This window comes from Microtetraspora glauca, from assembly GCF_040656155.1.
Lineage (GTDB): Bacteria > Actinomycetota > Actinomycetes > Streptosporangiales > Streptosporangiaceae > Microtetraspora > Microtetraspora glauca.
Map to the genome: position 1 here is coordinate 191,292 of NZ_JBFALK010000015.1, position 25,416 is coordinate 216,707.

Genomic DNA, 25,416 nt, shown 5'->3' on the forward strand with positions numbered 1-25,416 from the left:
TGCCGGCCACGACCGCGTCCGCGCAGGCGGATACCGACGCATCATGACTTGTCTGGTGTCCCCGTCCCGTTGAACGGCGGGGCGACGCCCCAGCCCCAGCGCGGGACGGGGGCCTGCTGCGGAGGGCGGGCGCCGGGCTGGGAGTTGGCGAAGGCGAGGCGGGTGCCCCACTCGATGTAGCCCGCGAAGGCGGCGCGGAACTCGGGGTCGGCGGGCAGGCCGACCTCGTCGGCGGCGTTCATGAGGAGGTCGACCCAGCGGCGGCGCTGGGGTTCGGTGATGGCCTTGCCGAGGTGGCGGACGAGCATGTGGTGGTAGCCGCCCCGTTCGCCGGTGTAGCGGGACGGGCCGCCGAAGACCTCGGCCAGCCACATCGCGACGTACCTGGGGTGGCCCGGGTCCATGTGGGCGAAGAGGGGGCCGATCACGTCGTCCTTGAGGACCTGGGCGTAGAACGTCTCGGTGAGCCGCTCGAACGCCTCGGTGCCGCCCGCCCAGTCGTACAGGGTGGGGACCGAGGAGCCGGTGCCGCGCACGGCGGTGCGCTCGTAGTGCCGCATCTCCTCGATCTGCTGGACGTACGGTTTGATCTCGGCGAAGAATGCCCCGAAGTGCTCACCGCCGCGGAAACCCTGGAGGTGGTCCTCGGCGGAGGTCCACGTGATCCGCAGGACGTACCATTCGGGCTCTTCGACGCAGCGGGACAACTCGTAGTCCACGCACTGCGGTGCGGCTGTCAAGGGCACCGCGGCACGTTTGTAAGCGGCTTCGAACTCCTCGGTGTCCTGCTGGTCGATCCGGTAACGGATGTACTCGACGATCATGTGAACATCGCCTCCGAGGTCGCGATATCAGAAAAGAAGATTACTGTAATATTGTAATCATGCCGTCGGCTTGGGGAACCCCAGGTGACAACGTTGATCATTTCAACGTGGCATTCAGTCCGTTGTGGCGGCGGTGAGGGCCGAGTCGGCCGCCGAGCACCGCCCGGTAGGGTCGGTGCATGATCGTGCATCTGGCGTTGGCGGCCGACTGGGCCGAGGCGATGAAGCGGGGCGAGTACCGCGTCTCCACGCTCGGCCGGACGCTTGAGGAGGAGGGATTCATCCACGCCTCCACCGATCCCGGCCAGGCGCGCGGCGTGGCCGGGCGCTACTACCGTCACGTCACCGAACCGCTGGTGCTGCTCACCATCGATGAGGACCTGCTCGGCTGCCCGGTGCGGTTCGAGGTCCCGGACGGCTCGGAGGAGACGTTCCCGCACATCTACGGACCGGTCCCGGTCGGGGCGGTCGTCGCGGTCAGCGACTTCCCCCTCGACCTGGAACCGGACCGGCCGCTGCCCGCCTGACCACCGCCCTGAACGCCGCCTCCGGATGCGGCCCCGCGCAAATGGATCAGACCCGTGGCGCGGTCACCGGCCGATCCGGGGCCGCGCCGGGGCACCGAGGCGCGACCCGCCGAGGTCGGCCCGATCCCCGGCGGCCCGGCCTCCGTCCCAGCCCGACCAGTCACTCAACGCCCGCCGCCCGGCCCGGCGCACGTTCGGGAACATCTGCTCGTAGACCCGGCCGACCTGGGCGGCGCGGTCACGCAACACCAGCTCCGCCCCGCGCCCGGCGCGGGGCGGGGTATCGCGGGCGGCGTCCCTGGCCGCAGTGGTCTCGGCGGCCCGCAACCGCTCGCAGACGCGGTTGACGTATCCGGCCATCCAGCTCTTCCGGTAGCTGATCGTGGTGTGGCCGGGCGGGACGGCGACGCGCAGGACACCGGACGCCATCTGTAGGCAGAGCGAGGTGAACAGCATCTCCACCAGGTCGAGATCGGAGCGGTAGCCGACGACCTGCACCTCCGACACCGAGCCGATCTTGCGGTAGATCGTCCGGCAGCGCAGCGCCGTGGCCACGCCCCCGAGCAGAGCCCGTCGGTCCGGCTGGTAGGGATTGCCGATCTCGATGACCAGACGGTCGACCTCGTCCCGCACCTGGCCCGTGTCGGCGAGCACGGCCTGCTCGATGCCGTACGCCGCCATGAGCGCGCACGCCTTTTCCAGAAAGACGGCCGCCTCGGCCTCACCGGTGGTCGGATGCTCGGCCACGGCGAGGAGCTTGCGGATGAGCTCCAGCTTGCGCTCGGGAATCTCGTTCACGGTGGCCATCCCTTCAATGCCGGTGACAACGGGCGCAACGTTACGGGACGCTACCGACAGTTACGGACCCCGGAGGACTCAGCGGCAGAGCAGCTTCTCCATGCGGCGCGCCGCGAACCACAGCCCGGCCGTCACCATCGCGATCAGGTAGGCGGCGTGGCCGGCCAGTCCCGGCTCGTACGTGCTCAGGCACAGGCCGCGCACCAGCTCGACCGCGTGGTAGAGCGGGGTGACCTGGATCAGGACCTCCATCCAGACCGGGTAGTTCTGCACCGGGGAGAACGTCCCGGAGAACAGGAACAGCGCGAACTGGCCGGTGGTCATCAGGTCGAAGTCCTGCCAGCCACGCATCAAAGTGCTGATCGCCAGGCCGACCGCGCCGAAGGCCAGGCTCACCAGGACGGTCGCGGGGAAGGCGGCCAGCGCGCCCCCCACCGTCGCCAGGCCGAGCGCCACCATGATGCCGAGGAAGATCCCGGTGTAGAGGGAGCCGCGGACGGTCGCCCACACCAACTCGCCGAACGCGATCTCCACCGGCCGCACCGGTGTGGCCAGCACCGCCTCGTACGTCTTCATGTATTTGAGCTTGAAGAACACGTTGAACGTGGTCTCCGACAGCGCCCCCGACATCGCCGACACCGCCAGCATGGCCGGAGCGACGAACGCGGCGTAGGACATGGTCCGGCCGGCGACCGTCAGGTCCCCGACCAGCGCGCCGACCCCGACGCCGATGGACAGCAGGTAGAGCAGCGGCTCGAAGAACCCGGAGACGAGCACGATCCAGTAGGCGGGGCCGGAGCGCAACGCCCCCACGTTGCGCCCGATCACGGCGCCGACGCGGGCGGGGGAGACCCGGGCCACCCGCCTGGCCACCAGGGTGGTCATCATCAGTCCTCCAGCCTCCGGCGGAACCTGTACGCGGCCATGGCCGTCCCGGCGAGCGCCCACAGCAGCAGGCAGCCCACATGGGCGGCGATCGGCCAGGGCGGCGCGATCCCGAGCGTGGCCGAACGGCACAGCTCGACGGAGTGCCACAGCGGCGAGACGTACGCCACCGGCCGCACCAGCGCCGGGAGCTGCTCGATGGGAAAGAAGACCCCCGAGAACAGCGCCGCGGGGATCATCACGAAGCGGAACAGCAGCGCGAAGTGGCTGTCGTGCTCGATGCTCGCCGCGAACGCCATGACCGGCGCCGCGGTCGCCACCGTCAGCAACGCGCAGACGAGCGGGATCGTCACGGCCCACGGCGAGTGGAGCGCGTCGAAGAACAGCACGACCAGCAGGAACGCCAGGACGGCGGTCGTCACGCGGAACAGCAGGTAGAGCAGGTGGCCGGTGACGATGTCGTCCGGCCGTACCGGGGTCGCCCGCATCGCGTGGTAGGCGCGGACCCACTTGAAGTCGCCGAGCACCGAGTACGTGGACTCGCCGACCGCCATCTGGAACGCGGTGGAGGCGACCACTCCGGGCACGATCCAGGACAGGTAGTCGACGCCCTGCACGGAGCCGATATAACCGCCGACGCCCATGCCCATGCTGATCACGAACAGCACCGGCAGGACGAACGAGGAGAACACCGACGCGCGCCACAGCCGGCGGTACAGCGTCAGGTGCCGTTCCAGGACGGCGATGCTGGGGTGGACGGTTCCCATGGCCATGTCAGTCCACCAGCGTCCGGCCGGTGAGGTGCAGGAACACGTCCTCCAGGGTGGCGCGGCGTACCAGCACGCTGGAGGGGACCAGACCGCGCCCGTGCACCGCGGCCACCGCCGCGTCTCCGTCGTCGGCGTAGAGCAGCACCCGGTCGGGCAGCGGGTCCACCCGCTCGCCGATGCCGTCGAGCTTGGCCGCGTAGTCGGCATTGGAGTCGAGGCCATCGGGGAAGCGCAGCTCGACCACCTCGGCCGTGGAGTACGTCTCGATCAGCGACCGGGGCGAACCCTCCGCCACGATCTTGCCGCCGTCCATGACCACGAGCCGGTCGCACAACTGCTCGGCCTCGTCCATGTAATGCGTGGTCAGCACGAGGGTGGTGCCGCGCTGCTTGAGCCGGAACAGCCGCTCCCACAGCAGATGCCTCGCCTGCGGGTCGAGGCCGGTGGTCGGCTCGTCGAGCAGCACGATGTCGGGCTCGTTGATCATCGCTCTGGCGATCGTGAGCCGGCGCTTCATGCCGCCGGACAGCGGCTCGACCATGCTGCCCGCCCGGTCCGACAGCTGCACGAACTCCAGCAACTCGTCGGCCCGCCGCCGTCCCTCGGCGCGGGACAGCCCGAAGTAGCGGGCGTAGGTCGTGAGGTTCTCCCGGACCGACAGGTCGGGATCGAGGTTGTCCAGCTGGGGGCAGACGCCCAGCCTGGCCCGGATCCTGGTGCCGTCGCGCACCGGGTCCAACCCCAGGATGCGCAGCTCTCCGGACGTGGGCGCGGAGACACAGCTGATCATCCTCATGGTGGAGGACTTGCCGGCCCCGTTGGGCCCGAGGAAGCCGAACGCCTCGCCTGGTGCGACCTCCACGTCGATGCCCTTGACGGCGGTGAAATCGCCGAAGCGCTTGACCAGGTCACGCGCGAAGATCAATGGTTGCTCAGCCACGTGCCAAGACACTAATGAAGACCCCCGACATTTCCACAACCATTTTCGGCGCGCTTCGCCGCCGCGAGAACCCGGCGTCCCCGCGCCGTCCCCGCTCCCCGTACGCGCTCCCCGTACTGAGGCGGGAGCGATCGTTGAACCGTACGGCGGGCGGGACGCTACGCACATGTCGTGAACGAAGGAGCAGAGGGCATGGCGCTGCGCTGGTTCGCCGGGACCGCACGCCGGTCGCGTGCCCCGGTGGAGGACGAGACCGTCCTGGCCAGGGTGGCCGACGGTGACGCGGCCGCGCTGGGCGAGCTGTACGAGCGCTATTCGCGGCCGCTGTTCGCCTTCCTCTTCCGGCTCGCGGGGGACCGGGGTACGGCGGAGGAGATCCTGCAGGACACCCTGCTCGCGGTATGGCGGTCGGCGGGCACCTATCGGAGCCGCTCCAGCGTCAGCACGTGGTTGTTCGGGGTGGCCCGCAGGCAGGCGCACAACCGGCTGCGCGGCCTCCCGCCGCCGCTGCCCGCGGATCCGGCCGACGGCGCCGACCCGGTGCCGGGGCCCGAGGAACTGGCGGTGGGCGGCGACCGGGTCCAGCAGACGCTGGCGCGTCTCCCGCTGGCCCAGCGGGAGGTGGTCGTCCTCGCCTACCTCAACGACCTGGGCCATCAGGAGATCGCCGACATCCTCGCGATCCCCGTAGGCACGGTGAAGAGCCGCCTGCACCACGCCCGCGCGACCCTGAGGGGGTGCATCGATGCACGAGTGGACTGAGTCTGCCGAACCACCGCGGCCCGAACAGCCACGGCCCGAACAGCCACGGCCCCAGCCGATTCCCGAGCCGATTCCCGGCCCACCGCACGCACCGGATTCCGAATTCCTTCCGGCGGCGCCGCCTGAACTGCGGGGCATCCGGCACGGCATTCCGGAACCCCCCGGACCGGAGATCGTACGGAGCGTCCTGCTGGCATCCGCGCTCGGCGGGACACGCGCGTCATGGGAGGCGGCACCGGACGAGGCACGTTCAGACGGCGCGCGGTCAGAAGCGACGCGGGGGGAGGCCGGACCGGGCGAGGGATGGTCGGCTCGGCCGGCTGACGGAGAAGCACGCGAGGCATGGCCGGAGAACCCGCTCACCCGGCACGCAAGGCGGTCTCCGCGACCGCGCGCGTGGCGGCCTGTGCGGCGGCCGGTCGTCCGCGCCTGGACGTTGCTGGCGATGGAAGCCCGCATCATGCATCGGTCGATCTGGCTCGCCTCGGCACTCGTCATGGCGGTCAGTGTGGGATTCGCCCTGCTCAGGGGCGACAGCGCCCAGCTTGTGCTGTCCCTCGCCGCCCCGCTGATCGCCGGGGTCGGCGTCGCCGGTTCGTATGACGCCGGCCGGGGCGGCCGCGGCACCGCCGCCGAGTTGGTGGCGACCACCCCGACCTCGCCCCGCGTCATCATGCTGGCGCGGGTGACGCTCGCCTTCGGCTACGACCTGGCCCTGGCATTGCTCTCCTCGGCCGTGGCACTCGCCTACGGCTCGGCTCCCGCCGGGATGACGTCGCTCGTCACGGCGTGGCTGGGCCCGATGGCGCTGCTCGCGGCGCTGGGCCTGCTGCTCGCGGTGTGCTGGCACGCCGAGGGCGCGATCGGGGCCGCGCTCGCGGTCTGGACGGCCTACGCGCTGACCTTCACCCGGCTGCCGGTCCTGGAGGGGACGCGGCTCTTCTGGTCCAACGGCACGGCGACGGCCGGCCTGGCGCTCGCGCTCGCCCTCGCCGCCGTGATCGCGGCGGGCAGGGGTGAACCGATCCGCTTCGGCGGCGCTACTCACCGATCATGAAACCTCTCGATCTCTGGGCGCATGAGCTGCGCAGGGCCGGACCCGCCGCTCTGGCGGGGGCCCCGGCCCTGGTGCTGCTCATGGCGCTCCTCGCCATACTCGGCGCGCGGCTCGGCTCCCGCGAGTCGACCACCGCGTTCATGCTGGCCGGCGCCCTGGAGTGGGTGATCCCGCTCATCACCGGGATGGCCGCCGCCTCCTCACTCGGCCGGGACCAGGCCGTGGAACTCCAGCTCACCCTGCCGGTGGGCTACCGCTCGACCGTGCTGCGCCGGCTGGCCGTCATGGCGGGCTGGACCGGCCTGTGCGCCGCCGCGGGCTCGGCCGTACTCGCCGTGGGTGGATGGTGGGGCCTGGTGCCCGACGCGCCGGGTGGCCCGGCGGTCCAGCTCACCTGGCTCGCTCCCGCGCTGTGGCTGGCCGCCCTGGGCCTGCTCGCCTCGGCCGCCTTCCGCAGCACCGTGGCGGCCACCACCACGGTCGCGTTCGTCTGGGTCATCGAGCTGATGTTCCCCGGCCCCCTGCAGGCGAGCCTCCCGTCGCGGCTGCTCTACCTGTTCGCCACCACGCGCGGCATGGTGCCCGACGACTGGACGGCCAACCGGGTCGTCCTGTTGTGCTCCGCCCTGCCGCTCGTCGCGGCGGCCTGGTTCCTGCTCGGCGACGCCGAGCGCGTACTCGGAGGTGAGACCGAATGATCGCCGCTCTGCGCTACGAGTTCCTGATGCAGATCCGCCGGCCCGTCATGTGGATCGTGTACGGCCTGGCCTTCGCGGCGCTCGTCGCCACGATGTGGCCCGCGTACCGGACACTCGACCTCGGTTCGGGTGGCGGGCACGATCCGAAGCTGGCCATGGTCGTGTCGGCGAAGGTGACCATGTCGCTGCTGGCGATCGTCTACGGATGTCTGCTGGCCGACCGGCTCATACGTGACCGCAGGCTCGGCGTCGCCACGATCATGGACGCCTCGTCCGCCAACCCGCTCGGCCGCCTGATCGGCAAATACGCGGGCGTGTGCGCCGCGACGGCCGCGCCGATCGCACTGGCGTTCTTCGGCCGGGCCGTCGTCTACGCGATCGCCGAGGGGAAGGCCGAGGCGCTGGCCTGGTCGGTGCCCGTCTTCGCGACGGCCATCCTCCCCGGACTGGCCTTCCTGGGCGCACTCGCCCTGGCCGGGCCCCTGCTGATGCCTCCGCTGGTGTTCCGGGTGCTGTTCGTCGCCTACTGGTTCTGGGGCAACCTCATCCCGGCCGACATGATGCCCACCCTGTCGCACACGATCTTCGCGGCGACGGGTGACTACGTGGCGTACGGCCTCTTCGACCGGGGGAGTGAAGGTGGCTTCGTCTACGGGCCGTGGCCGGATGCGGCGCTGAACTTCCTGCGCCCCGAGGCGAGCCCCGCCGTCGCCGTCCTCTGGATGGGCGTCATGGTCGCGCTCGCCGCCGGCATCCTCCTGCTCGCCCGCCTCCACGCCGCCCGATCGGAGCACTGACATGCGCATCCAGCTCTCCCAGCTGACCAAGACGTACAAGGGCGGCGTGCACGCCCTCAAAGGCATCGACCTCGACGTGCCCACCGGCATGTACGGCCTGCTCGGCTCCAACGGGGCGGGCAAGACCACGCTCATGCGGATCCTCGCCGGACTGCTGCGGCCCACCTCCGGAACGGTCCGCCTCGGCGGCGACGACGTCACCACCAAGGAGGGCAGGCTCGCCGTCCAGCGCACGCTCGGCTACCTGCCCCAGGACCTCGGCGTCTACCCCGACCTGACCGCGCGGCAGTTCCTCGACTACATCGCGCTGCTCAAGGGCCTCGACGAGCGGCCCGTACGGCGCCGCCGCATCGGCGAGCTGCTGGAGGTGGTCGCGCTCGGCGAGCACGCCGACCGCAGGCTCAAGGGCTACTCCGGCGGCATGCTGCGCCGCGTCGGCATCGCCCAGGCGCTGCTCAACGACCCCCGCCTCCTCATCGTGGACGAGCCGACCACCGGCCTGGACCCCGAGGAACGGATCCGCTTCCGCACGCTGCTCTCCCATCTCGCCGGGGAGCGCACCGTCCTGCTCAGCACGCACATCGTGGAGGACGTGGCGCAGACCTGCCGGTACCTCGCCGTGCTGGCCAAGGGCCGCCTGGTGTTCCAGGGCGACGTCGGAGAGCTGGTGTCGCGCGCGGACCGGCAGGTGTGGACGGTGACGACCTCCGGCGCCGCGCCGTCCACCGGCCGGGTCGTGGCCGCGCTCCCGCACGGCTCGGGGATGCGCTACCGGGTCGTCGCCCCCGTGCCGCCCGACCCGATGGCGCGGCCCGCCGAGCCGACCCTGGAAGACGGCTACCTCGCGCTCATGGAGGCGGCCGCCCCCGTATGACCCGGTCCTCCCAGAGCAGGGGACGCGGCGTCCCGCAGCAGCAGTCGCGGGGCGCCGCCGCCGTCGGCGGGTACGGACCACACGTCGCCCTGCCTGCCGTACATGACGGTGCGCTCGTCCAGCCAGGCGGCCTGGTCGTCGACGCTCTCCCGCTCGGCGAGCGGTGTCTCCCTCATGGTCGCCAGGTCCAGCGCGTACAGCCGCCACGGCCGGGCGGACGCCTCGGGCGCGACCCGCTTCTTGAACACCAGGCGGGTCCCGTCCGGGGACAACGACGGGCACTCGGCGTTCTCCCGCAGCGTCCGCGCCTCCCATCTGCCGTAGTCGCCCTCGACCAGGTACGTCCTGCCGCGCGTCGAGACGGTCGCGTAGAAGCGGTTGTCGTCGGCGGCGAAGGTGACGCCCCAGTAGTTCACGTCGGCGGAGCGATACCGCTTCCCGTCGATATAGAGCTGGATGTTCTCCATGTTCGGTACGGCGTAGCCGGTCCGGGTGTCCAGGATGCCGGTCCAGGTGGAGAACCCGCCCCGGTTGTAGGAGTCTCCTGTGACGAAGACGGTCCACGAGACCATGCGCCCGCTGGCCGACACCCGGGCCCGGTTCGGGATCCCGGCGGACTGGACCCGCGTCACCTCCTTCATCGTCCGGTCCACGACCACCGCGTACGTGCTGGGGACCGGGCCGGGCCGGACGACGACGCACACGCCCGTGCCCGCCGCCGCGTAGAACCGCTGGCAGGTGAGCCCGCTCACCGTCACGGGGGCGGCCGGGTCACCCAGCGGAGCGGAGGCCACCCGCCCGTTCCGTACGAACAGCACCCGGCCGCTCGCGGCCAGGTCCACGGCCCGTCCCGGTCCGGCGTCGCGCCTGGTGGCGGCCGCCGCGTACGCGACCGCGACCCCGGCCAGCGCGACGACGGCCGCGAGCATGACCAGCGCCCGTCCCCTACCTCGCACCACGCTCTCCTTCCGGCACGACTCTCGGCACGACTCTCGGCTCGGCTCCCGGCTCGACTCTTCGCAGGACGGACCAGGAGGCGACGGCGCAGACGGCCACCCCGCCTCCCATCACGGCCAGCCCCGGCTCGGCTCCCGCGGCGGTCCACAGGGCACCGAACAGGACCGACGACAGCAGCCGCCCGACGGCCTGACCGGTCTGCACCATTGCCAGGCCGCTCGTCCGCAGATGAGCGGGAACGAGCGGACCCGCGGCCGCCATCAGGACCCCGTCGGTCGCCGCGTAGAACACCCCGAGCGCCACCAGCGCCACCGCCAGGAGCCAGCCCCCGGCCGACGGGAGCGCCAGGAGCCCGTACAAAACGACCAGTACGGCATGGCCGCCGAGGAACACCGCGAACCGGCCCGCCCGGTCGGCCAGCCTCCCGAACGGCACGGCCAGCAGCAGGTACGCGGCCGCCGTGCCGAGCGGGAGCAGCGGGAACAGCTCGGGCGAGAGGGCCAGGCGTTTCTGCAGCAGCAGATAGACGAACGCGTCGCTGACCGTCACCAGCCCGAGCGCGGCCGCGACGGCGCACAACTGAAGCAGCGGCGTGTCGCGCGGCACCCGCCGCACGGAGACCCGGTCATCGGCGAGGAGGGGCTCGCGCCGGTCCCGCACGTACAGGACCATCAACAGGACGCCGGCCACCGCCACGCAGAAGCTGGTCACGAACACGGCGTCGTACGCGCCTCCGGTGGCCGCCAGCAGCCCGAACGCGACCAGCGGCCCGAGGAAGGCGCCCGCGGTGTCCATCGCGCGATGGACACCGAACGCCTGCCCGAGCGCCCCCGGCGACGCGCTCAGGGAGATGAGCGCGTCGCGCGGGCCGGTACGCAGTCCCTTGCCGGCGCGGTCGGCCGCCACCACCGCTCCCAGGGCGGCGACCGACCCTCCGGCGGCGAGCAGGCCGACCCGGCACACCGCCGACAGCGCGTACCCCAGGACCGCGACCAGTTTGCGCCGCTGCCACCGGTCGGCCGCGTGCGCCCCGGCCAGCCGGACCAGGGCGGTCACGCCGAAGTACAGCCCGTCGATCACGCCGAACGCCAGCGGGCTGAGCCCGAGGGACAGCACCAGATACATCGGCAGGACGGCGGTGACCATCTCCGAGGAGACGTCGGTCACCATGCTGACCGCGCCGAGTGCCAGGACGTTGGCGGGCACCGACGCCAGCCGGGGCCACCGGGTCGCCGAGACGTACATCAGTGGCAGGTGTAGGTCGGGCTGGAGTCCTTCACCTTGCCGTCGGTGCCGATCAGCTGCCAGGAGTAGGTGCTGTCGGTGAACGCCAGCTTGACGACGCCGTACGTGCCGCTGAGCCGGAACTGGCTGTTGGGCTGGACGTTCTCGATCGTGTACGGGTCCGCGCCGCCCATGCCGCCCAGCAGCTCGACCAGCCCGTTCGCGTCGGCCTGGCCCGAGGGGTTCTGCGGGGCGAACCGCTCGTAGTGGTGGTCGTGCCCGTTGAGCACGAGATCGGCCTTGGCGTCGTACAGGATCTGCCATACGGGCCGGCTGACCGGGTCGTTGCCGTGCTCTCCGGAGCTGAACAGCGGGTGGTGCCAGTACGCGGCGACGCAGCCCTTGGTGGTGGCGGCGAGGTCGGCCTTGAGCCAGTTGATCTGCGCCGTCTGGTCGAAGATGTTGGAGTCGAGGGCGATGAAGTGCCAGTTGCCCCGGTCGAAGCTGTACCAGCTCTTGCCGTTCGGGAACGCGATCGCACCGAAGTAGGACTTGTAGCCCGCCTCGAACCCGGCCGGGTCGTAGCTCTCGTGGTTGCCCGCCGAGGGATGGGTCTTGTCCTTGAACTTGCCCCAGGTGGTGGCGTAGTACTTCCGGAAGTCGTCGATGGTGCCGTCGTCGTACTGGTTGTCACCCATCGTGACGACGAACTCCGGGTTGATCGCCTGGACCTGGGCCGCCGTCTTGGGGTGGGCGCAGGAGCTGGAGCTCGCGGTGCACTGGGCGGCGATGTCGCCCGCCGCGACCACGGTGAACGCGCCGCCCTGGGTCGGCGAGGACGAGGGGGACGGCGAGGACGAGGGGGACGGCGAGGGGGAGGCGGTCCCGCCCGGGGTGACGGTCAGCTTGTCGAGGTTCGGGCCGTCGACGGTGTTCGCCGCGGTGGCCCGGACCTTGCTCGTGCCCGACGGCAGGGCGGCGACGACGTCGACGGTCGTCCAGGTGTCCCAGCCGCCCGTCGCCGGGAAGGCCGGGCGGGCCACGACCGCGCCGTTGACGGCGATGTCCACGGGCCGGTCGGTGGTCTTGCCGTTGGCGTACCGCAAGGACAGCGTCGCGTTGCCCGCGGCGGCGGCGTTGACCGTCCACTCGACGTACCCGCCGGTGACGGCCGCGTAGTCGACGAACCCGGTACCGGTGTACCCGGTGTGGTTGGTGGCCACGGCCGCCTGCGACAGCGTGGCGTCCTCCGCCTGGTAGTCCACCGGTCCGGCGGTCGGCGTGACGCTGGGCGACGGGCTCGGGGTGGAGCCAGCCTCGCCGTACACCTGGACCTCATACAGCGAGTAGCCGTAGGAAGTGCCGCGCGCCGTGCCCAGTACCCGGACGTAGCGGCCGGTTCCGGACAGGCCGGCCCGGTCGTCGGTGCCGCCGTCGCCCTGGCTGGTCGTGTGGATCGTGGTCCAGCTCGCGCCGTCGGCGGAGGTCTGCACCTGGTACGCGGCCGCGTAGGCGGCCTCCCAGTACAGCTTGACCCGGGAGATCGCGTACGTGGCGCCGAGGTCGATGGTGAGCCACTCGGGGTCGTGGCCTTCGGCCGAGGCCCACCGGGTGGAGGTGGTGTCGCCGTCGACCGCGTACGCAGCCGCGTATGAGGAGGACTCGGTCGACGACGCGGTGGCGGGCTTGCCCTGGGACAGCAGGGTCTCGGCGGCGTTCGCGCGCTCGGCGGCCACGAACAGGCCGGCGCCCAGGGCCAGGGCCGCGGCGAGCACGCCGTACCGGCTGCGGAATCCCGGCCGCGGCCGAGGCCGGGAGAGAGGTGGGGGGAGGGGCAGGGACATGGCTGTCTCCTGGGGGGTGAGCGACCATGGCGGAACCATGCTGAAGGACCACGGGGCGTGTCCCGGGCCGAGGCCCTGTGGCGGGAACGTCCCGGACGGCCGGGGCAGATCTTTCCTGAGCGCGTCACGTTCTCCGGAACGTCCGGGAACGCCGCGCCAAGCCGCTTACCCGGCATCGTGGCAAGGCGCACGAGCCGATGTCAAGAACGTTAGGAAGCTTTCCTAACGTTCATCTCGCGGACCTTGCCGCCTCGGGAGCGGGAACCTGCCGCGCGCCTTCGATGCCGTGGCCGGCACCGGCGCGGTGTGCGCACCGGTTGCCTCCACGGCCCGGTAAAGCGCTGAGGACGGGGTGTTGGTGTAATCGGTCGGGGGTCAGGGGTATCGCCACCAAAAGTGGTCGGGCGGATGCTCATCGCGATGGCCGTGTGCCCGGTCTATGGGGACATGCGGCGAGGCGGGCGGCCCCGTCCGCCCGGGTTCCGTCAACACCGCCGTCAACACCGCCATTAACAGGGGCATCGACAGGGGCATCGACACGGGGGTCCGCACGATGAGTTTCGTCACCACGCGCGACGGCAACGAGATCTTCTACAAGGACTGGGGCGGGGGTCGGCCGGTGCTGTTCATTCACGGTTGGCCGCTGAACGCCGACGCATGGGAAGACCAGATGATGTGCGTCGCCGCCAACGGCTTCCGCGGAATCGCCCACGACCGCCGTGGCCATGGCCGCTCCACCCAGCCGTGGGACGGCTATGACTTCGACACCTTCGCCGACGACCTCCATGACCTGATCGAGCATCTTGATCTGCGGGACGTCTCCCTGGTCGCCCATTCGATGGGCGGCGGCGAGCTGGCGCGCTACATCGGCCGTCACGGCACAGGCCGCGTCAGCAAGGCCGTGCTGCTGTCGGCGATCCCGCCACTGATGATCCAGACCGAGGCCAATCCCGAGGGCGTACCCGCGGAGGTGTTCGACCGCATCCGCGCCGGCATCCTGGCCGAGCGCTCGCAGTTCTGGAAGGACGCGGCGGAGGGGTTCTTCAGCGCCAACCGTCCAGGCAACAAGGTCACTCAGGGCAACAAGGACGCTTTCTGGTTCATGGCCATGCACGAGAGCATCAAGGCGGGCGTCGACTGTGTGGGGGCGTTCGCCGAGACCGATTTCACCGAGGACCTGAAGAAGTTCGACGTCCCCACGCTGGTCGTCCACGGTGACGACGACCAGATCGTGCCCATCGACGCCACCGGCCGTAAATCCGCCAAGATCATCCCCGGCGCCACCTTCAAGGTCTACGAGGGCGGCTCCCACGGCATCGCCATGGTCCCCGGCGACAAGGAGAAGTTCAACCAGGACCTGCTCGCCTTCCTCAAGAGCTGATCACCCTTTCAGATCGGGGCGAGGGCGGGTCAGGGGATGAGGGAGACGTCGGCGTATCGGGCGTCGGGGGCGTCGAAGAGCCGGGTCGGCTTCTTGTTCAGGTGCAGGTCGAAGAAGGCCGCGACGTACGCACGCTGGGCGGACACGGACCGGCCGGGGTCGATCGTGCCGACGAAGTCGGCGGCGGGCACCTTCGGCAGCACCGCTGCGATCCGCGGCAGCATCACCTGCAGGTCGGTGAACGAGCCGTGCGCCGCGCCCGCGAAGCGCAGCTCCCGGTTCCAGCCGGTCGAGCCGTGCCAGAAGGACTTCCAGCTCGGTTCGCTCGACCGGGTGTGCGCCTCGGCTGCGATCTGCAGGAACGGCTTGGCGACGCCGGTCTTCGCCACCGGGCCGACGTAGCCGCCGTCGAGGTTGACCCCCGAGGTCACACGGCGGTCGTCGTGGACGAGTTGCGCGGCCACCGACCCGCCGAGGGACTGGCCGAGCGCTCCCACCCGGGACATGTCCGGGGCGCCGCGCAGCCCGGCGGGCAACCGACCGGCCTCCTCGCCGAGGCCGTGGCCGCGTCCCAGTGCGGCGAGCCGGTCGAGGACGAACCGCATGTCCGCGAGGCGGGCCCGTGAATGCTGCGCGAGCAGCTTGGCGATGACGCGCGGAGTCAGCTTCTTCGGCAGGGGCACGGCTCGCACGACCCGCCCTCCGGGGAACTCCACCTGGTCGGCCTCGTAGGTGTGGTCCACGGTGACGACGAGATAGCCGCGGGAGGCCAGGTCCTGCACCAGGGTGGTGCCGAGGGTGCGCGGGCCGCCGTCCCCGGGGCCGAAGAGCACGACCGGCAGACGCCCCGCCCGGCGGTCCACCGGCGCGCCGACGCGGGCGTGGGTAGGGGTGGCGGCCCAGTCCACCGTGCCCGCCGCGATGCCCATGGGCGGCGCGGAGTGGCGGTCCCAGTCGGCGGCGGCCAGCGGCGCCATCTGGGGGGCGACAGGCAGGGAACGGCCGGTGTCCTTCGCCGGGTACCACAGGCTGACCATCAACTCCCGGTAGGGCTTCGACCTCACAAGGGGGTCGGGGCGCGACCGGTCCACCAGGCGCACCGCGAGGGTGCCCACGAGGTACGGCCCGGCCGGCGCGGGCAGGGTCATCGTGACACGGTGCGCGGCCGGCGCCTGATGGGCCGGGGCGGCGGGAGTGGCGCTTGCGATGGTCGCGGCCAGCGTCAGCCCGGCGATGCCTGCGGCGTTCGTGATGAAGGGCATGTGAGGCTCCTTACGAGATGCGTCCCACGAGGCTGGCAGTGGGGCGCCGGCGCGGGCTAGCGGCATACGGCTGATCCACGGCTACGACTTCCGGCTGACATGCCCGGATCTTCATCCTGAAGGAGGATGGGGAGCGAACCCGCAGGACAATTAGGGTGAGCGGCATGAAGAGAGGCGATCGTCCCGTGGCCTGCCTCGCAGCACTCACGCGATGGTCGTCCGTTCCCGCCGACGCGCTGCTGGCGGCTGTGATCTTTCTTGCCACGCTCGGGCCGGGCCAGGTGCTGGCCCAGGATGAGCCGGGTCCGATGCTGCTGCAGGTGGCCCTGGTGACGCCCCTGGCGTGGCGGCGGCGCGCGCCGCTGACGGCGTTCAGCGCGATCGCCGCGGCGGCCGCGATCCAATGGGTCGCCGACGTGCAGCTTCCCGCCGACGCCGCGCTGCTGGTCGCTCTCTGCACGGTCGGCTCGCGCTGCACCTGGCGGCAGACACTGGCGGCCGGGCTCACGCTGGAGGCCGGGGTGCTGCTGGCCGCGGCGCGGTGGGCGCCGCCCGGCCAGTTCCCGTTCACGGCGGCCGCGCTGACCGCGATGACCGTAGCCGCCCTCACCACGGGCCTGTGGATGCGCTCCCGGCGGGCGTACGTCACGTCGTTGGAGCATGACCGTGAGCAGCGGGCGCGGCTCGCCGTTGCCGAGGAACGCGCCCGGATGACCCGCGACCTGCACGACATCGTCACCCACAACCTGTCGGTCATGGTGGCACTGGCCGACAGCGCGGCGTACATACGGCACCGCGCGCCGGACCGGGCGGCCGCCGCCGTGGAGCAGATCGCGGACACCGGACGGCAGGCCCTCGCCGACATGCGACGCGCCCTCGGTGCCGGCGAGCACGGCCAGCACGGCGAGTCCGGCGAACCGCTCCATCCGGCGCCCGGCATCGCCGAACTCGGCCCTCTCGCCGAGAGGATGCGCGCGGCCGGGCTGCCGACCCGACTGGAGGTGGCCGGTGACCCCGCGGCGATCTCCGCCGCCGCCCAGCTCACCGTCTACCGGCTGGCCCAGGAGGCCCTGACCAACACGCTCAGGCACGCACCCGGCGCGGCGGCCGAGGTCCGGGTCCACCTGACGCCGCGATGCGCCGCCGTGGAGGTCACCGACGACGGTCACGCCGGGCGGGCGCCGGCAGACGCACCCGGGCGAGGCCTGTCCGGCATGCGCGAGCGCGTCGCCGCCTACGACGGAACCCTCCATGCCGGGCCACGACGCGGCGGGGGCTGGCGGGTGGCGGCACGCCTCGACCTCGGCGCGGACCTGGCGGGCAAGGGCTCCGTGTGATGATCCGGCTACTGATCGCCGACGATGAGTCGTTGCTGCGCATGGCGTTTCGCATGGTGTTCGAGGCCGAGCCGGACATGGAGGTGGCCGGCGAGGCGGCCGACGGCGATGAAGCCGCCCGGATGGCCCGGCTGCTGCGCCCCGATGTCGTGCTGATGGACGTACGTATGCCCGGCATCGACGGGATCGAGGCCACCCGCAGGATCGTCATGGACTCCCCGCGCTCACGCGTGCTCATCCTGACCACCTTCGACCTGGACGAGTACGCCTTCGCCGGGCTGAAGGCCGGAGCCTCGGGCTTCCTGCCGAAGAACACACGGCCCGAGGAGCTGCTGACCGCGATCCGCAACGTGGCGGCGGGTGACGCCGCGGTTTCCCCACGGATCACCCGGCGCCTGCTGGAGAGGTTCGCCCCGCAGCTCATGCCCGGCGCTCCCGGGCGGGACGAGCGGCTGGGACAGCTCACCTCCCGCGAACACGAGGTGCTGGTCCAGGTGGCGCGCGGGCTGTCCAACGCCGAGGTCGCCACGGCGATGCACCTGGCCGAGGCCACCGTGAAGTCGCACCTCAGCCGGGTCCTGCTGAAGCTGGGGCTCCGGGACCGCGCACAGGTCGTGGTCTTCGCCTACGAGAGCGGTCTCATCCGCCCTGCGACACCCCACGAGGCCTGAAACAGGCGAACGAGCGGGAAGTGTGGACTGCCGACTCGGGGTCGCCGTAGTGCTCAGGAGAATCGGGCGGATATGGCCCTGACCCTGACCTGGTGTTTCCCCCATCCTGTGGCAGCCGACAGGAGCCGGAGGCCGCCGAAGCGCGCCGGTCAGCCGCGTGCGTCGAGCGGGACGTGCAGCGAGAGGTGCGATGACAGGGCGCCGAGGAAGTCAGAGGCGTCGAAGGCCGCGCCCGCGGAGGCGACGCCGACGGTTCTGGTACGGCCGGTGAGAACGCGGTCGACGGCCTCCACCGCGAGCGGCGCGCTGATGGCGTAGATGTCCTGACCGGCGGCGACCACGCGGCGTTCCGTGCCGCCGGAGCGGACGAGGACGTCGACGACGAAGGTCTGCGCGGAGCGGCCGCGCTCGTCGACGGCGGTCGGTGCCGAGGCGTCAGGAGCGGACAGATCCGCGGCCGCCTTGACGGTCATGTAGGTGCGCACCTCCGGGACGGCCAGGTGGCTGGGAATCGTGACGACATCGGCCATGGCGAACTCTCCGATGACACTCTGAGGGCCGAGCGGAGCCGGGAAGGGCCACTCCAGGGTCGGCAGGGCGTCATCGTGGTACTCCAGCCGTCCGCCGGTGTAGCGGACACGGCGGCCACCCCGCCGCTGCCCCGAGACCGTGCCCGAAGCGAGCGTTCCGGCAGTGGGATGCCAACTGCTCAGGCCGTAGGCGATGTGCGCCTCGTCCGCCGCCGTCCAGTCGCCCATCGCGGCGGTGACCAACAGGTCGCCGAGGCCGCCGTAGAAGGCCATCGCCGGGACCACCACGATGCCCGCGGCGCGGGCGCGCTCCGCGAAGTGCGCGAACGTGTCAAGGTTCGCCTCGATCTCGGCCGCCACGTCGACATACGGGATGCCGGCGCGCAGCGCCGCCTCGACCAGCGGGGCGGCGGTCGAGGCGAAGGGCCCGGCGCAGTTGATCACGGCGGCCGCGCCGTTCAGCGCGCGGTCGAGCGAGGCCGGATCGTCGACAGGCGCCTGACGCGTCTCGAGCCCCGGTTGGGCTTGCGCCAGCGCCAGCAGCTTGTCCTGGTCGCGGCCGAGGAGCAGCGGGACGTATCCGCGCTCGCGCAACTCCGCGACCACGAACCGCCCGGTGTGTCCGTAGGCGCCGAACACCGCCACGTTCCGACTCGATCCCATGCCTGCTCCCGCGTACTCGAAGTGATTTACGGTTTGGATCCTGTCCCCGGCGGCGCGACGGTGCCAGCGTCCGGAACGACACGATCCGTACAATTCCCGACATGAGTTCTGTCCCGCGCTCCGTCGCGGTCGCCGCTACCGACGGGATGCTGCACTTCGAGCTGGCCCTGGCCTACGAGGTCTTCGGCTCCGCCCCGGACGCCCTGCCAGGCCCCTGGTACGACGTCAGGGTGTGCGGCACGCACGCCGTCCGGGTCGGCCGGTTCCTGCTGGAGCCGGACTACGGGCTCGACCGGCTGGCGCACGCCGGCACCGTGATCGTCCCCGCCTTGGCGGACGTCGACGTGGACCCGCCGGCCGACCTGGTCGAGGCGGTGCGCGCGGCCCACGAGTCGGGCGCGCGGGTGGTCTCCCTGTGCACGGGCGCGTTCGTGCTCGCCGCCGCCGGCCTGCTGGACGGGCTGTGCGCGACCACGCACTGGGCCCACACCGAGGAACTGGCCGCGCGCTATCCCCGGGTGAAGGTCGACCCGGACGTGCTCTACATCGACAACGGCAGCGTGCTCACGTCCGCGGGCAAGGCCGCAGCGATGGACCTGTGCCTGCATCTGGTCCGCCGCGACCACGGCTCGGCGATCGCCAACGTGGTCGCCCGCCGCCTGGTCGTGCCGCCCCACCGGGCCGGTGGCCAGGCCCAGTTCGTCACCACACCGATACCCGCCCAGGAGGGCCATCCCCTGGCCGAGCTGCTCACCTGGGTGATGCGGCGGCTGGACCAGCCGCTCACCGTGGAGGACCTGGCCCGTCAGGCGAACATGAGCTCGCGCCACCTGGCCCGCCACTTCCGCTTGATAACCGGCACCACCCCGCTGCAGTGGCTGCTGACGCAGCGGATCCGCCGCGCCCAGGAACTGCTGGAGACCACGGACGACAGCGTCGACACCATCGCCTCGGCCGCGGGCATGGGCACGGCGACGACACTGCGCCGCCACTTCCACCGCACGATCGGCGTACCGCCGGACGCCTACCGCCGGACGTTCCGCCCATAGCGTGCCCCTGCTGTCGCCTTCTCCGGCGCGGTCGTCGGGGCTTTCATCGGCGACGAAGGAGGAGGAGGTCACGCAGTCGGCGCGGACGACCTCGGAGTACGCGCGGACCCAGAAACCCCGACTCCGACGACCTCGCCAGGCTGCGCCGGTGCCGGCGCGGCAGACCCCGGAATCGTCACCCGACAGCGTCACCCGGCACGTCGGCGGTCACCGGGTGGTCGCGGCGGGGATGGTCACGCCTCCATCTCGCCATGGCCCTCGATCGGCCGCACGTCCACGTACCACTCGTGGTCCAGGGTCGCGTCCGCCGGGTGGGGGGTGTTCGCCAGGCGTGCGGCGATCTCGGTCGCCCGGTCGAAGCTCGCGCACTCCACGATCGTGTAGCCGGCGAGGACCTCCTTGGTCTCGGGGTAGGGCCCATCGGTCACCACCGGCACCCCGTCCCGCAGCCGAACCCTCCTGGCGTGCGCGGGAGCGGCCAGGCCGCGGGCGTCGACGAACTCCCCGGACTCGACCAGGTCGTTGTTCCACGACTCCATGAACGCGTGCATCGCCGCGACGTCCTCCGCGGACCAGGCCGGCTTGTCGTCGGCGGGCGTCCCGGTCAGGACGTCGTAGTCCTGCTGCGAGCCGTACATCATGATCATGTATTTCACGGTCTCTCCTCTCGGCGGGCACCTCTGCGGCGCCTCTCACCGGAGATGTCGGGGCCGTCGGCCCGTTCGCGACATCCGCCCCTCACTTAATCGCGAATTCTTCGCCTACCCGCCCACCCGGACGCCGGGCGGGGAACGCGTGGCGGCGTCCCACGGTCACGATGACCAGCGCGGCGACGAGCAGGGGGAGCGCGGCCCACGGCAGGGCACCGGCGCCGGCGCCTTCGAGGACGAGGCCGCCGGCAAGGGATCCGGCGGCGATGCCGGCGTTGTAGACGGTGGTCTGCAGTGAGGTGGCGACGTCCGCGCCCCCCGGCCCTGACACGCCGATCAGAGCCGTCTGCAGCAGCGTCGGCGCCCCGCCGAAGGCCGCGCCCCACACCGCGACCGCGACAAGCAGGACCGCAGGCGTACGCCCGAACAACCCGAGAACGAGCATCGCGGCCGCGACCAGGGCGAGTGCGCACAGGAGAGTCGGACGCGGGTGACGGTCGATGAGAGTGCCGACGACCCAGATCCCGGCCACCGTGGCGAGGCCGAAGACGAGCAGGACCACTCCGGTGTTGCCGAAGCCGGCGCGCGCGGCGAACGGCGCCACATACGTGTACATCGCCTGGTGGCCCAGCAGCAGGACCAGGGTGACGGACAGGACGGTGAGAATGCCGGGCAGGGAGGCGATGCGGTGCAAGGGGACCCGCTGGGTGGCCGTTTCGCCGGGGAAGTCGGGCACCGTCCACCGCACCCAGGCCACCAGGATCACGGAAAGCACGGCCAGCGCGGCGAACCCGCCGCGCCAGCCGAAGGCGGTGGCCAGGGCGGTGCCCGCGGGGACGCCGAGGGACAGCGCGACCGTGATCCCGGCCAGGACGACGGCGATGGCCCGGCCACGACGCTCGGCCGGGACCATGCGGGCGGCGTAACCGGCGAGCATCGCCCACATGACTCCGCCCATCACGCCCGCCAGCACCCGGGCCGCGAAGGTCAGCCCGTACGCCGAGGAGCGTGCGGTGACGGCGTTGCAGAGCGCGAAGCCGACGATCACGCCGATGAGCACCGGGCGGCGGCGCCTGCCACGCAACGCGGCGGTCAGGGGGATCGCGGCGACGAACGAGGCGACCGCATAGCCGGTCACCAGGAACCCGACACGGCCTTCGGACGCGTGCAGGGCCTCGCTCATCTGCGGCAGCAGCCCGGCGGGGAGCAGCTCGGTCATCACGGCGGAGAACGCGGCCGTGAACAGCGCCAGCAACCCCGGCAGGGGAAGCGTCGTCCCGGTGGTCGGCGGAGGGGTGGCGTTGGTGGTCGCTGGGGAGGACATGCGACCATGCTGAAACCTTCACATCAATGTGAAGGCAAATGTGATCCCCGTCACTCGATCCGAGAACGTGATCCCCCGTCACTCTGCCCGAGGAGGGCCATGAAGATCGGCGAGCTGTCCCGGCGTACGGGCGTTCCCACCAGGATGCTGCGCTACTACGAGGAGCAGGATCTGCTGCATCCGGAGCGGGCCGAGAACGGCTACCGCCGGTACAACGTGTCGGCCATCTATCGGGTCCAGCAGATCCGCGGGCTCCTCGATTCCGGCCTCACCACCGAGATCATCCGCAGGATCCTTCCGTTCCTCGACAAACCGGACGACATCCACCTCCACCCGGAGTGCCTGACCCCGGAACTCGCCGAGCTGCTGCGGAGCGAAGCCGCGCGGATCCAGCAGCGCATCGACTGCCTGGCCCGCAACCGCGACGCCATCCACGCCTACCTCGCCGCGGTCCAGCCGAACCCGGCGCCCACCGACCTGCCCACCGGCCTGCCCGACAACCCATCCGACAACCCATCCGACACCGCACCCGCACCCGACGGCGCGCCGGCACGCGAGCCGGGAACCTCCGGGGAAACACTTCGTCCGGATTCGACGCCGGTGCCGCCCGTGCGCGGATGAGAGCACAACCAATGGCACAGCCAACAGCTTCCGGTGGCGATGTCGATCGTTGTGCGCGGCCGCGTCAGCATCACCTAAGACGCCGTGCGGCCACATTCAGCCGCATTCCCGGCACCCCGAGGTGGTGGCGTCGGCGGCAGTGGTGGGGGCGGTGCAGCAGGCGTCCCCGCGCCAGGCGTCCCGGCCTTCCTTGACGGCCACGGCGGCGATCACGAGGGCGGCGACCGGGTCGGCCCACGACCAGCCGAGAGTGGCGTTGAGGACGAGGCCCACCAGGAGGACCGCGGACAGGTAGGTGCACAGCAGGGTCTGCTTGGAGTCCGCGACGGCGGAGGCGGAGCCGAGTTCGCGACCGGCACGGCGCTGCGCGGCGGACAGGAACGGCATCACCAGCAACGACAACGCGGCGAGCACGATGCCGGGCAGCGACCGCTCGGCCTCACCCGTTCCCGCCAGCGCCCGCACCGCTTCCACCGAGACATAGGCGGCGAGCGCGAAGAACGAGAACGCGATGATCCGCAGGGCGGTCCTCTCCCTCGCTTCGCGTACAGCGTGGGTGGAGGCGGAGAACTGCCAGGCCACCGCCGCGGCGGAGGACACCTCGATCACCGAGTCCAGGCCGAAGCCGACCAGCGCGGCCGAGGAGGCGACGGTCCCGGCCGCCATGGCGATGACCGCCTCGATCACGTTGTAGCCGATGGTGACGGCGACCAGCAGCCGGATCCGGCGGGCGAGCGCGTCTCGGCGCGCGGGGCTCGGCCCCAGGGACAGGGCGCTCATCAGCAGCAGCCCTTCTCCTCGGCGTCCACGCAGGCCCGGCCCGTCTCCACGGCCAGGACGGCGCTGCGCAGGTCGTCCAGCGCGTGGCCGAGTCGCGCATCGGCGAGTTCGTAGCGAGTGCGGCGCCCGTCCGGCACCGCGACGACCAGACCGCAGTCGCGCAGGCATGCCAGGTGGTTCGACAGGCGGGTACGGGAGATCCCCAGCCCCTCGGCCAGATCCGACGGATACGCCGGGGCTTCGCGGAGGGCGAGGAGCAGGCGGCAGCGGATCGGATCGGCGAGCGCCCGGCCGAACCGGGCCAGGGCGTCGATGTCGGTGGCGAGAGTCGGCATACCTCAGACAGTACAGGAAACCCTGAATTCAGGACATCCTGAACTATGCCGCGAATGCCCGGCGACTCCACGGGCGGCGCGACGGCGACCTCCTGGGCGGATACGAGACGGGCGCGGCCTCTCCGAAGGACACCGCCGAGCAGCGGCACCCATCCCGCTCGGCCGGTGCCACCCACCCCCACGCTGGGGCAGCATGGGGGTGGCCGACCACCGCCGCTGGGATGAGTGCCGCTCAGGCGTATTCCGGGGTCATGACGGCGGCCATGGTCAGGTGCGGGGCGGCCTCCTCGGCCAGCCCCTGACGCTGGAGGGTACGGCCGAGCAGGTGCCGGGCGTAGGAGTCGTCCGGCGACTTTGCGACCAGCCACTCCAGCGTGGGGCGGGCCCGCCCGAGCTGCGCCGAGGCGAAGTAGGCCCGGGCGGCGAGCATGCGGACGGTGCGGTCGTCGCCGTGCTCGTCGAGCAGCGGCCGCAGCAGGACCAACGCCCCGAACGGGTCACGCTGGTCGAGCAGGGACTCGGCGTAGCGCAGGCGCTCCACCTCCTCGGGCAGCTCGCGCCGCCGACCGCCCTTCAACAGGAACTCCCTGATCACCTCGGCGGGCTGGGCACCCGCCAGCGCGCGGTCGCCGACGACGATCGTCGGCGAGGTCGCCACGCCCCTGGCCTTGCCGGTGAGCAGCAACTCCCGCACCACGTCCTCGCCCGCGCCGGCCTCCAGCAGTGCGGCGCCGTCGGCGAAGCCCGCCTCGGCCGCGACGGCCGCGAGCACCTCACGGTCGCTGATGTCGCGCCCCTCGACGAAGTGCGCCTTCATCACCCGCTCGGCCACGGCGTTCTGCCGCGCCGCGTCGCCGCGCTCGAATGCCAGGGCGAGCAGCCGGTGGGCGTCGTGGGTGTCGGCCCGCCAGGCCGCTCCCCAGCGCGGTCCCAGCCCTTCCTCGGCGGCGATCTCGGAGACGCGCGCCCGGTTCTCCATGGGCGACAGGCCGGGCGCGCACCGGCGCAGCGCGGTGTCCACTATCGGATCGCCGTACGCCTCCTCAAGCGGAACGGCCCGCGCCGGCGCGGTGGGGTCGATCCGGAACGGCCGCCACACGACCTCGACGGGGACGCCGTCGAAGGCCGGGTCGGCCAGGGCCGCCTCCAGCCTCCGCTTGCCGATGTACGCCCATCCGCAGACAACGTCCGCCCAGACCTCGATTCGCATGCCCGGCAATCTATGCGACATCTGTTGAGTATGCAACATGTGTCGTATAGTCGGCGTCGTGAACCCGGATGATCCCCGCGCGCGACGCACCCGGGCCCGCCTGCGGGCCGCGATACTCGACCTGGCGGCCGACAAGGAGGTGGGCTCCATCACCATGGCCGAGGTGGCCAGGCTCGCCGGGGTGAACCGGGCGACGGTCTACCTGCACTTCCCCGACGTGGACGCGATCGTCACCGACGCCATGGAGGACACGGTCGCCCAGGTCGCGCGGGCCGCCGCGCTGTGCCCACGCGACGCGCCCCGGGACCAGGCGCCCGCGCCGCTGATCGACCTGTTCGAGCACGTGGCGGCTCGCGCCACCCTGTATCAGCGGATGCTGGGCGCCCAGGGCAGCGCACTGTTCGCCGCGCGCATGCGCGAGCGGCTGACCGCCGAACTGGCCGCACGGTTCACCGGCGGGTCACGCCCCGAGGGCTTCGACGACGTCCCGGCCGAGCTGCACGCCACCTACCTGGCCGGCGCCCTCACCGGCGTGATCGCCTACTGGGTCACCGGCGACCGTCCGGCCCCCGCCGCCGAGGTGACCCTGGCGTTCTGGCGGCTCTTCCGCGCCTGACTCCATGACGGGGGACGGCAGGACCACCCG

At 71.6% G+C, this 25,416-nt stretch carries 27 protein-coding genes; 12 read left to right on the forward strand and 15 right to left on the reverse strand.

Annotation, left to right across the window (positions count from 1 at the left end):
* Positions 1-41: 41 nt before the first annotated feature.
* Complete coding sequence (locus AB0I59_RS26750; RefSeq protein ID WP_358137113.1) at positions 42-824, reverse strand: group II truncated hemoglobin; 783 nt, start codon at positions 822-824, stop codon at positions 42-44.
* 179 nt (positions 825-1,003) lie between these two features.
* Here AB0I59_RS26750 and AB0I59_RS26755 point away from each other — a divergent pair, with 179 nt between their 5' ends.
* Positions 1,004-1,351: a DUF952 domain-containing protein gene (locus AB0I59_RS26755; RefSeq protein WP_061254605.1), complete on the forward strand. Its 348-nt coding sequence runs from the start codon at positions 1,004-1,006 to the stop codon at positions 1,349-1,351.
* 63 nt (positions 1,352-1,414) lie between these two features.
* On the opposite strand, the gene AB0I59_RS26760 is transcribed toward AB0I59_RS26755, so the two are convergent.
* The 4 genes from AB0I59_RS26760 to AB0I59_RS26775 all read right to left on the reverse strand — a co-directional run bounded on the left by AB0I59_RS26760 (position 1,415) and on the right by AB0I59_RS26775 (position 4,744).
* Positions 1,415-2,149, reverse strand: a complete 735-nt coding sequence (locus AB0I59_RS26760) for a DUF2786 domain-containing protein (RefSeq protein ID WP_063818717.1) — start codon at positions 2,147-2,149, stop codon at positions 1,415-1,417.
* 78 nt (positions 2,150-2,227) lie between these two features.
* Positions 2,228-3,037 carry an ABC transporter permease gene (locus AB0I59_RS26765; RefSeq protein WP_358137117.1) on the reverse strand — a complete coding sequence of 270 codons (810 nt, stop codon included), beginning with the start codon at positions 3,035-3,037 and terminating at the stop codon, positions 2,228-2,230.
* Positions 3,037-3,807: an ABC transporter permease gene (locus AB0I59_RS26770; protein WP_061254608.1), complete on the reverse strand. Its 771-nt coding sequence runs from the start codon at positions 3,805-3,807 to the stop codon at positions 3,037-3,039. Before AB0I59_RS26770 ends, AB0I59_RS26765 begins: the two co-directional genes overlap by 1 nt.
* A 1-nt stretch (position 3,808) precedes the next feature.
* Complete coding sequence (locus AB0I59_RS26775) at positions 3,809-4,744, reverse strand: ABC transporter ATP-binding protein (RefSeq protein WP_358137120.1); 936 nt, start codon at positions 4,742-4,744, stop codon at positions 3,809-3,811.
* 171 nt (positions 4,745-4,915) lie between these two features.
* On the opposite strand from AB0I59_RS26775, the gene AB0I59_RS26780 reads away from it, so the two are divergent.
* The 5 genes from AB0I59_RS26780 to AB0I59_RS26800 all read left to right on the forward strand — a co-directional run bounded on the left by AB0I59_RS26780 (position 4,916) and on the right by AB0I59_RS26800 (position 8,932).
* Entirely contained in the window at positions 4,916-5,506 is a 591-nt protein-coding gene (locus tag AB0I59_RS26780) for an RNA polymerase sigma factor (protein WP_358137122.1), read from the forward strand.
* A 445-nt stretch (positions 5,507-5,951) separates the two neighbouring features.
* Positions 5,952-6,563: a hypothetical protein gene (locus tag AB0I59_RS26785; RefSeq protein ID WP_358137125.1), complete on the forward strand. Its 612-nt coding sequence runs from the start codon at positions 5,952-5,954 to the stop codon at positions 6,561-6,563.
* Entirely contained in the window at positions 6,560-7,261 is a 702-nt protein-coding gene (locus AB0I59_RS26790; protein ID WP_061254616.1) for a hypothetical protein, read from the forward strand. Before AB0I59_RS26785 ends, AB0I59_RS26790 begins: the two co-directional genes overlap by 4 nt.
* Complete coding sequence (locus AB0I59_RS26795; protein ID WP_358137129.1) at positions 7,258-8,058, forward strand: hypothetical protein; 801 nt, start codon at positions 7,258-7,260, stop codon at positions 8,056-8,058. The genes AB0I59_RS26790 and AB0I59_RS26795 overlap by 4 nt, the downstream gene beginning before the upstream one ends.
* A 1-nt stretch (position 8,059) precedes the next feature.
* Positions 8,060-8,932: an ABC transporter ATP-binding protein gene (locus AB0I59_RS26800; protein WP_358137132.1), complete on the forward strand. Its 873-nt coding sequence runs from the start codon at positions 8,060-8,062 to the stop codon at positions 8,930-8,932.
* On the opposite strand, the gene AB0I59_RS26805 is transcribed toward AB0I59_RS26800, so the two are convergent.
* The 3 genes from AB0I59_RS26805 to AB0I59_RS26815 are packed head-to-tail and all read right to left on the reverse strand — an operon-like array spanning position 8,896 to position 12,957.
* Complete coding sequence (locus AB0I59_RS26805) at positions 8,896-9,888, reverse strand: hypothetical protein (RefSeq protein ID WP_358137135.1); 993 nt, start codon at positions 9,886-9,888, stop codon at positions 8,896-8,898. The genes AB0I59_RS26800 and AB0I59_RS26805 overlap by 37 nt on opposite strands.
* Positions 9,878-11,134, reverse strand: coding sequence for an MFS transporter (locus AB0I59_RS26810; protein WP_358137137.1), 1,257 nt, complete (start codon positions 11,132-11,134; stop codon positions 9,878-9,880). Before AB0I59_RS26810 ends, AB0I59_RS26805 begins: the two co-directional genes overlap by 11 nt.
* On the reverse strand, positions 11,134-12,957 hold the full coding sequence (locus tag AB0I59_RS26815) for a discoidin domain-containing protein (protein ID WP_358137139.1): 1,824 nt from the start codon (positions 12,955-12,957) through the stop codon (positions 11,134-11,136). Before AB0I59_RS26815 ends, AB0I59_RS26810 begins: the two co-directional genes overlap by 1 nt.
* A gap of 553 nt (positions 12,958-13,510) precedes the next feature.
* Here AB0I59_RS26815 and AB0I59_RS26820 point away from each other — a divergent pair.
* Entirely contained in the window at positions 13,511-14,338 is an 828-nt protein-coding gene (locus tag AB0I59_RS26820) for an alpha/beta fold hydrolase (RefSeq protein WP_358137142.1), read from the forward strand.
* Positions 14,339-14,367: 29 nt separating this feature from the next.
* Here AB0I59_RS26820 and AB0I59_RS26825 read toward each other — a convergent pair whose 3' ends face one another.
* Positions 14,368-15,600, reverse strand: coding sequence for an alpha/beta hydrolase family protein (locus AB0I59_RS26825; protein ID WP_358137145.1), 1,233 nt, complete (start codon positions 15,598-15,600; stop codon positions 14,368-14,370).
* Positions 15,601-15,764: 164 nt separating this feature from the next.
* Here AB0I59_RS26825 and AB0I59_RS26830 point away from each other — a divergent pair, with 164 nt between their 5' ends.
* Together AB0I59_RS26830 and AB0I59_RS26835 are read left to right on the forward strand one after the other, a co-directional pair.
* Positions 15,765-16,937 carry a sensor histidine kinase gene (locus tag AB0I59_RS26830; protein ID WP_358137148.1) on the forward strand — a complete coding sequence of 391 codons (1,173 nt, stop codon included), beginning with the start codon at positions 15,765-15,767 and terminating at the stop codon, positions 16,935-16,937.
* A complete protein-coding gene (locus AB0I59_RS26835; RefSeq protein ID WP_358137150.1) occupies positions 16,937-17,608 on the forward strand; it encodes a response regulator transcription factor in 672 nt (223 codons plus the stop codon). Before AB0I59_RS26830 ends, AB0I59_RS26835 begins: the two co-directional genes overlap by 1 nt.
* Before the next feature lie 149 nt (positions 17,609-17,757).
* Here AB0I59_RS26835 and AB0I59_RS26840 read toward each other — a convergent pair whose 3' ends face one another.
* Positions 17,758-18,801, reverse strand: coding sequence for a saccharopine dehydrogenase family protein (locus AB0I59_RS26840; RefSeq protein ID WP_358137152.1), 1,044 nt, complete (start codon positions 18,799-18,801; stop codon positions 17,758-17,760).
* A gap of 101 nt (positions 18,802-18,902) precedes the next feature.
* On the opposite strand from AB0I59_RS26840, the gene AB0I59_RS26845 reads away from it, so the two are divergent.
* Positions 18,903-19,850, forward strand: coding sequence for a helix-turn-helix domain-containing protein (locus AB0I59_RS26845; RefSeq protein ID WP_358137154.1), 948 nt, complete (start codon positions 18,903-18,905; stop codon positions 19,848-19,850).
* Between the two features lie 233 nt (positions 19,851-20,083).
* On the opposite strand, the gene AB0I59_RS26850 is transcribed toward AB0I59_RS26845, so the two are convergent.
* Together AB0I59_RS26850 and AB0I59_RS26855 are read right to left on the reverse strand one after the other, a co-directional pair.
* On the reverse strand, positions 20,084-20,497 hold the full coding sequence (locus tag AB0I59_RS26850) for a YciI family protein (RefSeq protein WP_358137245.1): 414 nt from the start codon (positions 20,495-20,497) through the stop codon (positions 20,084-20,086).
* Between the two features lie 91 nt (positions 20,498-20,588).
* Positions 20,589-21,824 (reverse strand): MFS transporter, encoded by a 1,236-nt coding sequence (locus tag AB0I59_RS26855; RefSeq protein ID WP_358137157.1) that lies wholly within the window; start codon positions 21,822-21,824, stop codon positions 20,589-20,591.
* Positions 21,825-21,923: 99 nt separating this feature from the next.
* On the opposite strand from AB0I59_RS26855, the gene AB0I59_RS26860 reads away from it, so the two are divergent.
* Entirely contained in the window at positions 21,924-22,445 is a 522-nt protein-coding gene (locus AB0I59_RS26860; protein ID WP_358137159.1) for a MerR family transcriptional regulator, read from the forward strand.
* A 96-nt stretch (positions 22,446-22,541) separates the two neighbouring features.
* Here the strand turns inward: AB0I59_RS26860 and AB0I59_RS26865 are convergent, their stop codons facing one another.
* The 3 genes from AB0I59_RS26865 to AB0I59_RS26875 all read right to left on the reverse strand — a co-directional run bounded on the left by AB0I59_RS26865 (position 22,542) and on the right by AB0I59_RS26875 (position 24,770).
* Positions 22,542-23,225, reverse strand: a complete 684-nt coding sequence (locus tag AB0I59_RS26865) for a cation efflux transmembrane domain-containing protein (protein WP_358137161.1) — start codon at positions 23,223-23,225, stop codon at positions 22,542-22,544.
* Positions 23,225-23,560: an ArsR/SmtB family transcription factor gene (locus AB0I59_RS26870; RefSeq protein ID WP_061254642.1), complete on the reverse strand. Its 336-nt coding sequence runs from the start codon at positions 23,558-23,560 to the stop codon at positions 23,225-23,227. The genes AB0I59_RS26865 and AB0I59_RS26870 overlap by 1 nt, the downstream gene beginning before the upstream one ends.
* A gap of 232 nt (positions 23,561-23,792) precedes the next feature.
* Entirely contained in the window at positions 23,793-24,770 is a 978-nt protein-coding gene (locus AB0I59_RS26875) for a DsbA family protein (protein ID WP_358137165.1), read from the reverse strand.
* A 58-nt stretch (positions 24,771-24,828) separates the two neighbouring features.
* Here AB0I59_RS26875 and AB0I59_RS26880 point away from each other — a divergent pair, with 58 nt between their 5' ends.
* Positions 24,829-25,386 carry a TetR/AcrR family transcriptional regulator gene (locus AB0I59_RS26880; protein ID WP_358137168.1) on the forward strand — a complete coding sequence of 186 codons (558 nt, stop codon included), beginning with the start codon at positions 24,829-24,831 and terminating at the stop codon, positions 25,384-25,386.
* The last annotated feature ends 30 nt before the right edge of the window (positions 25,387-25,416 follow it).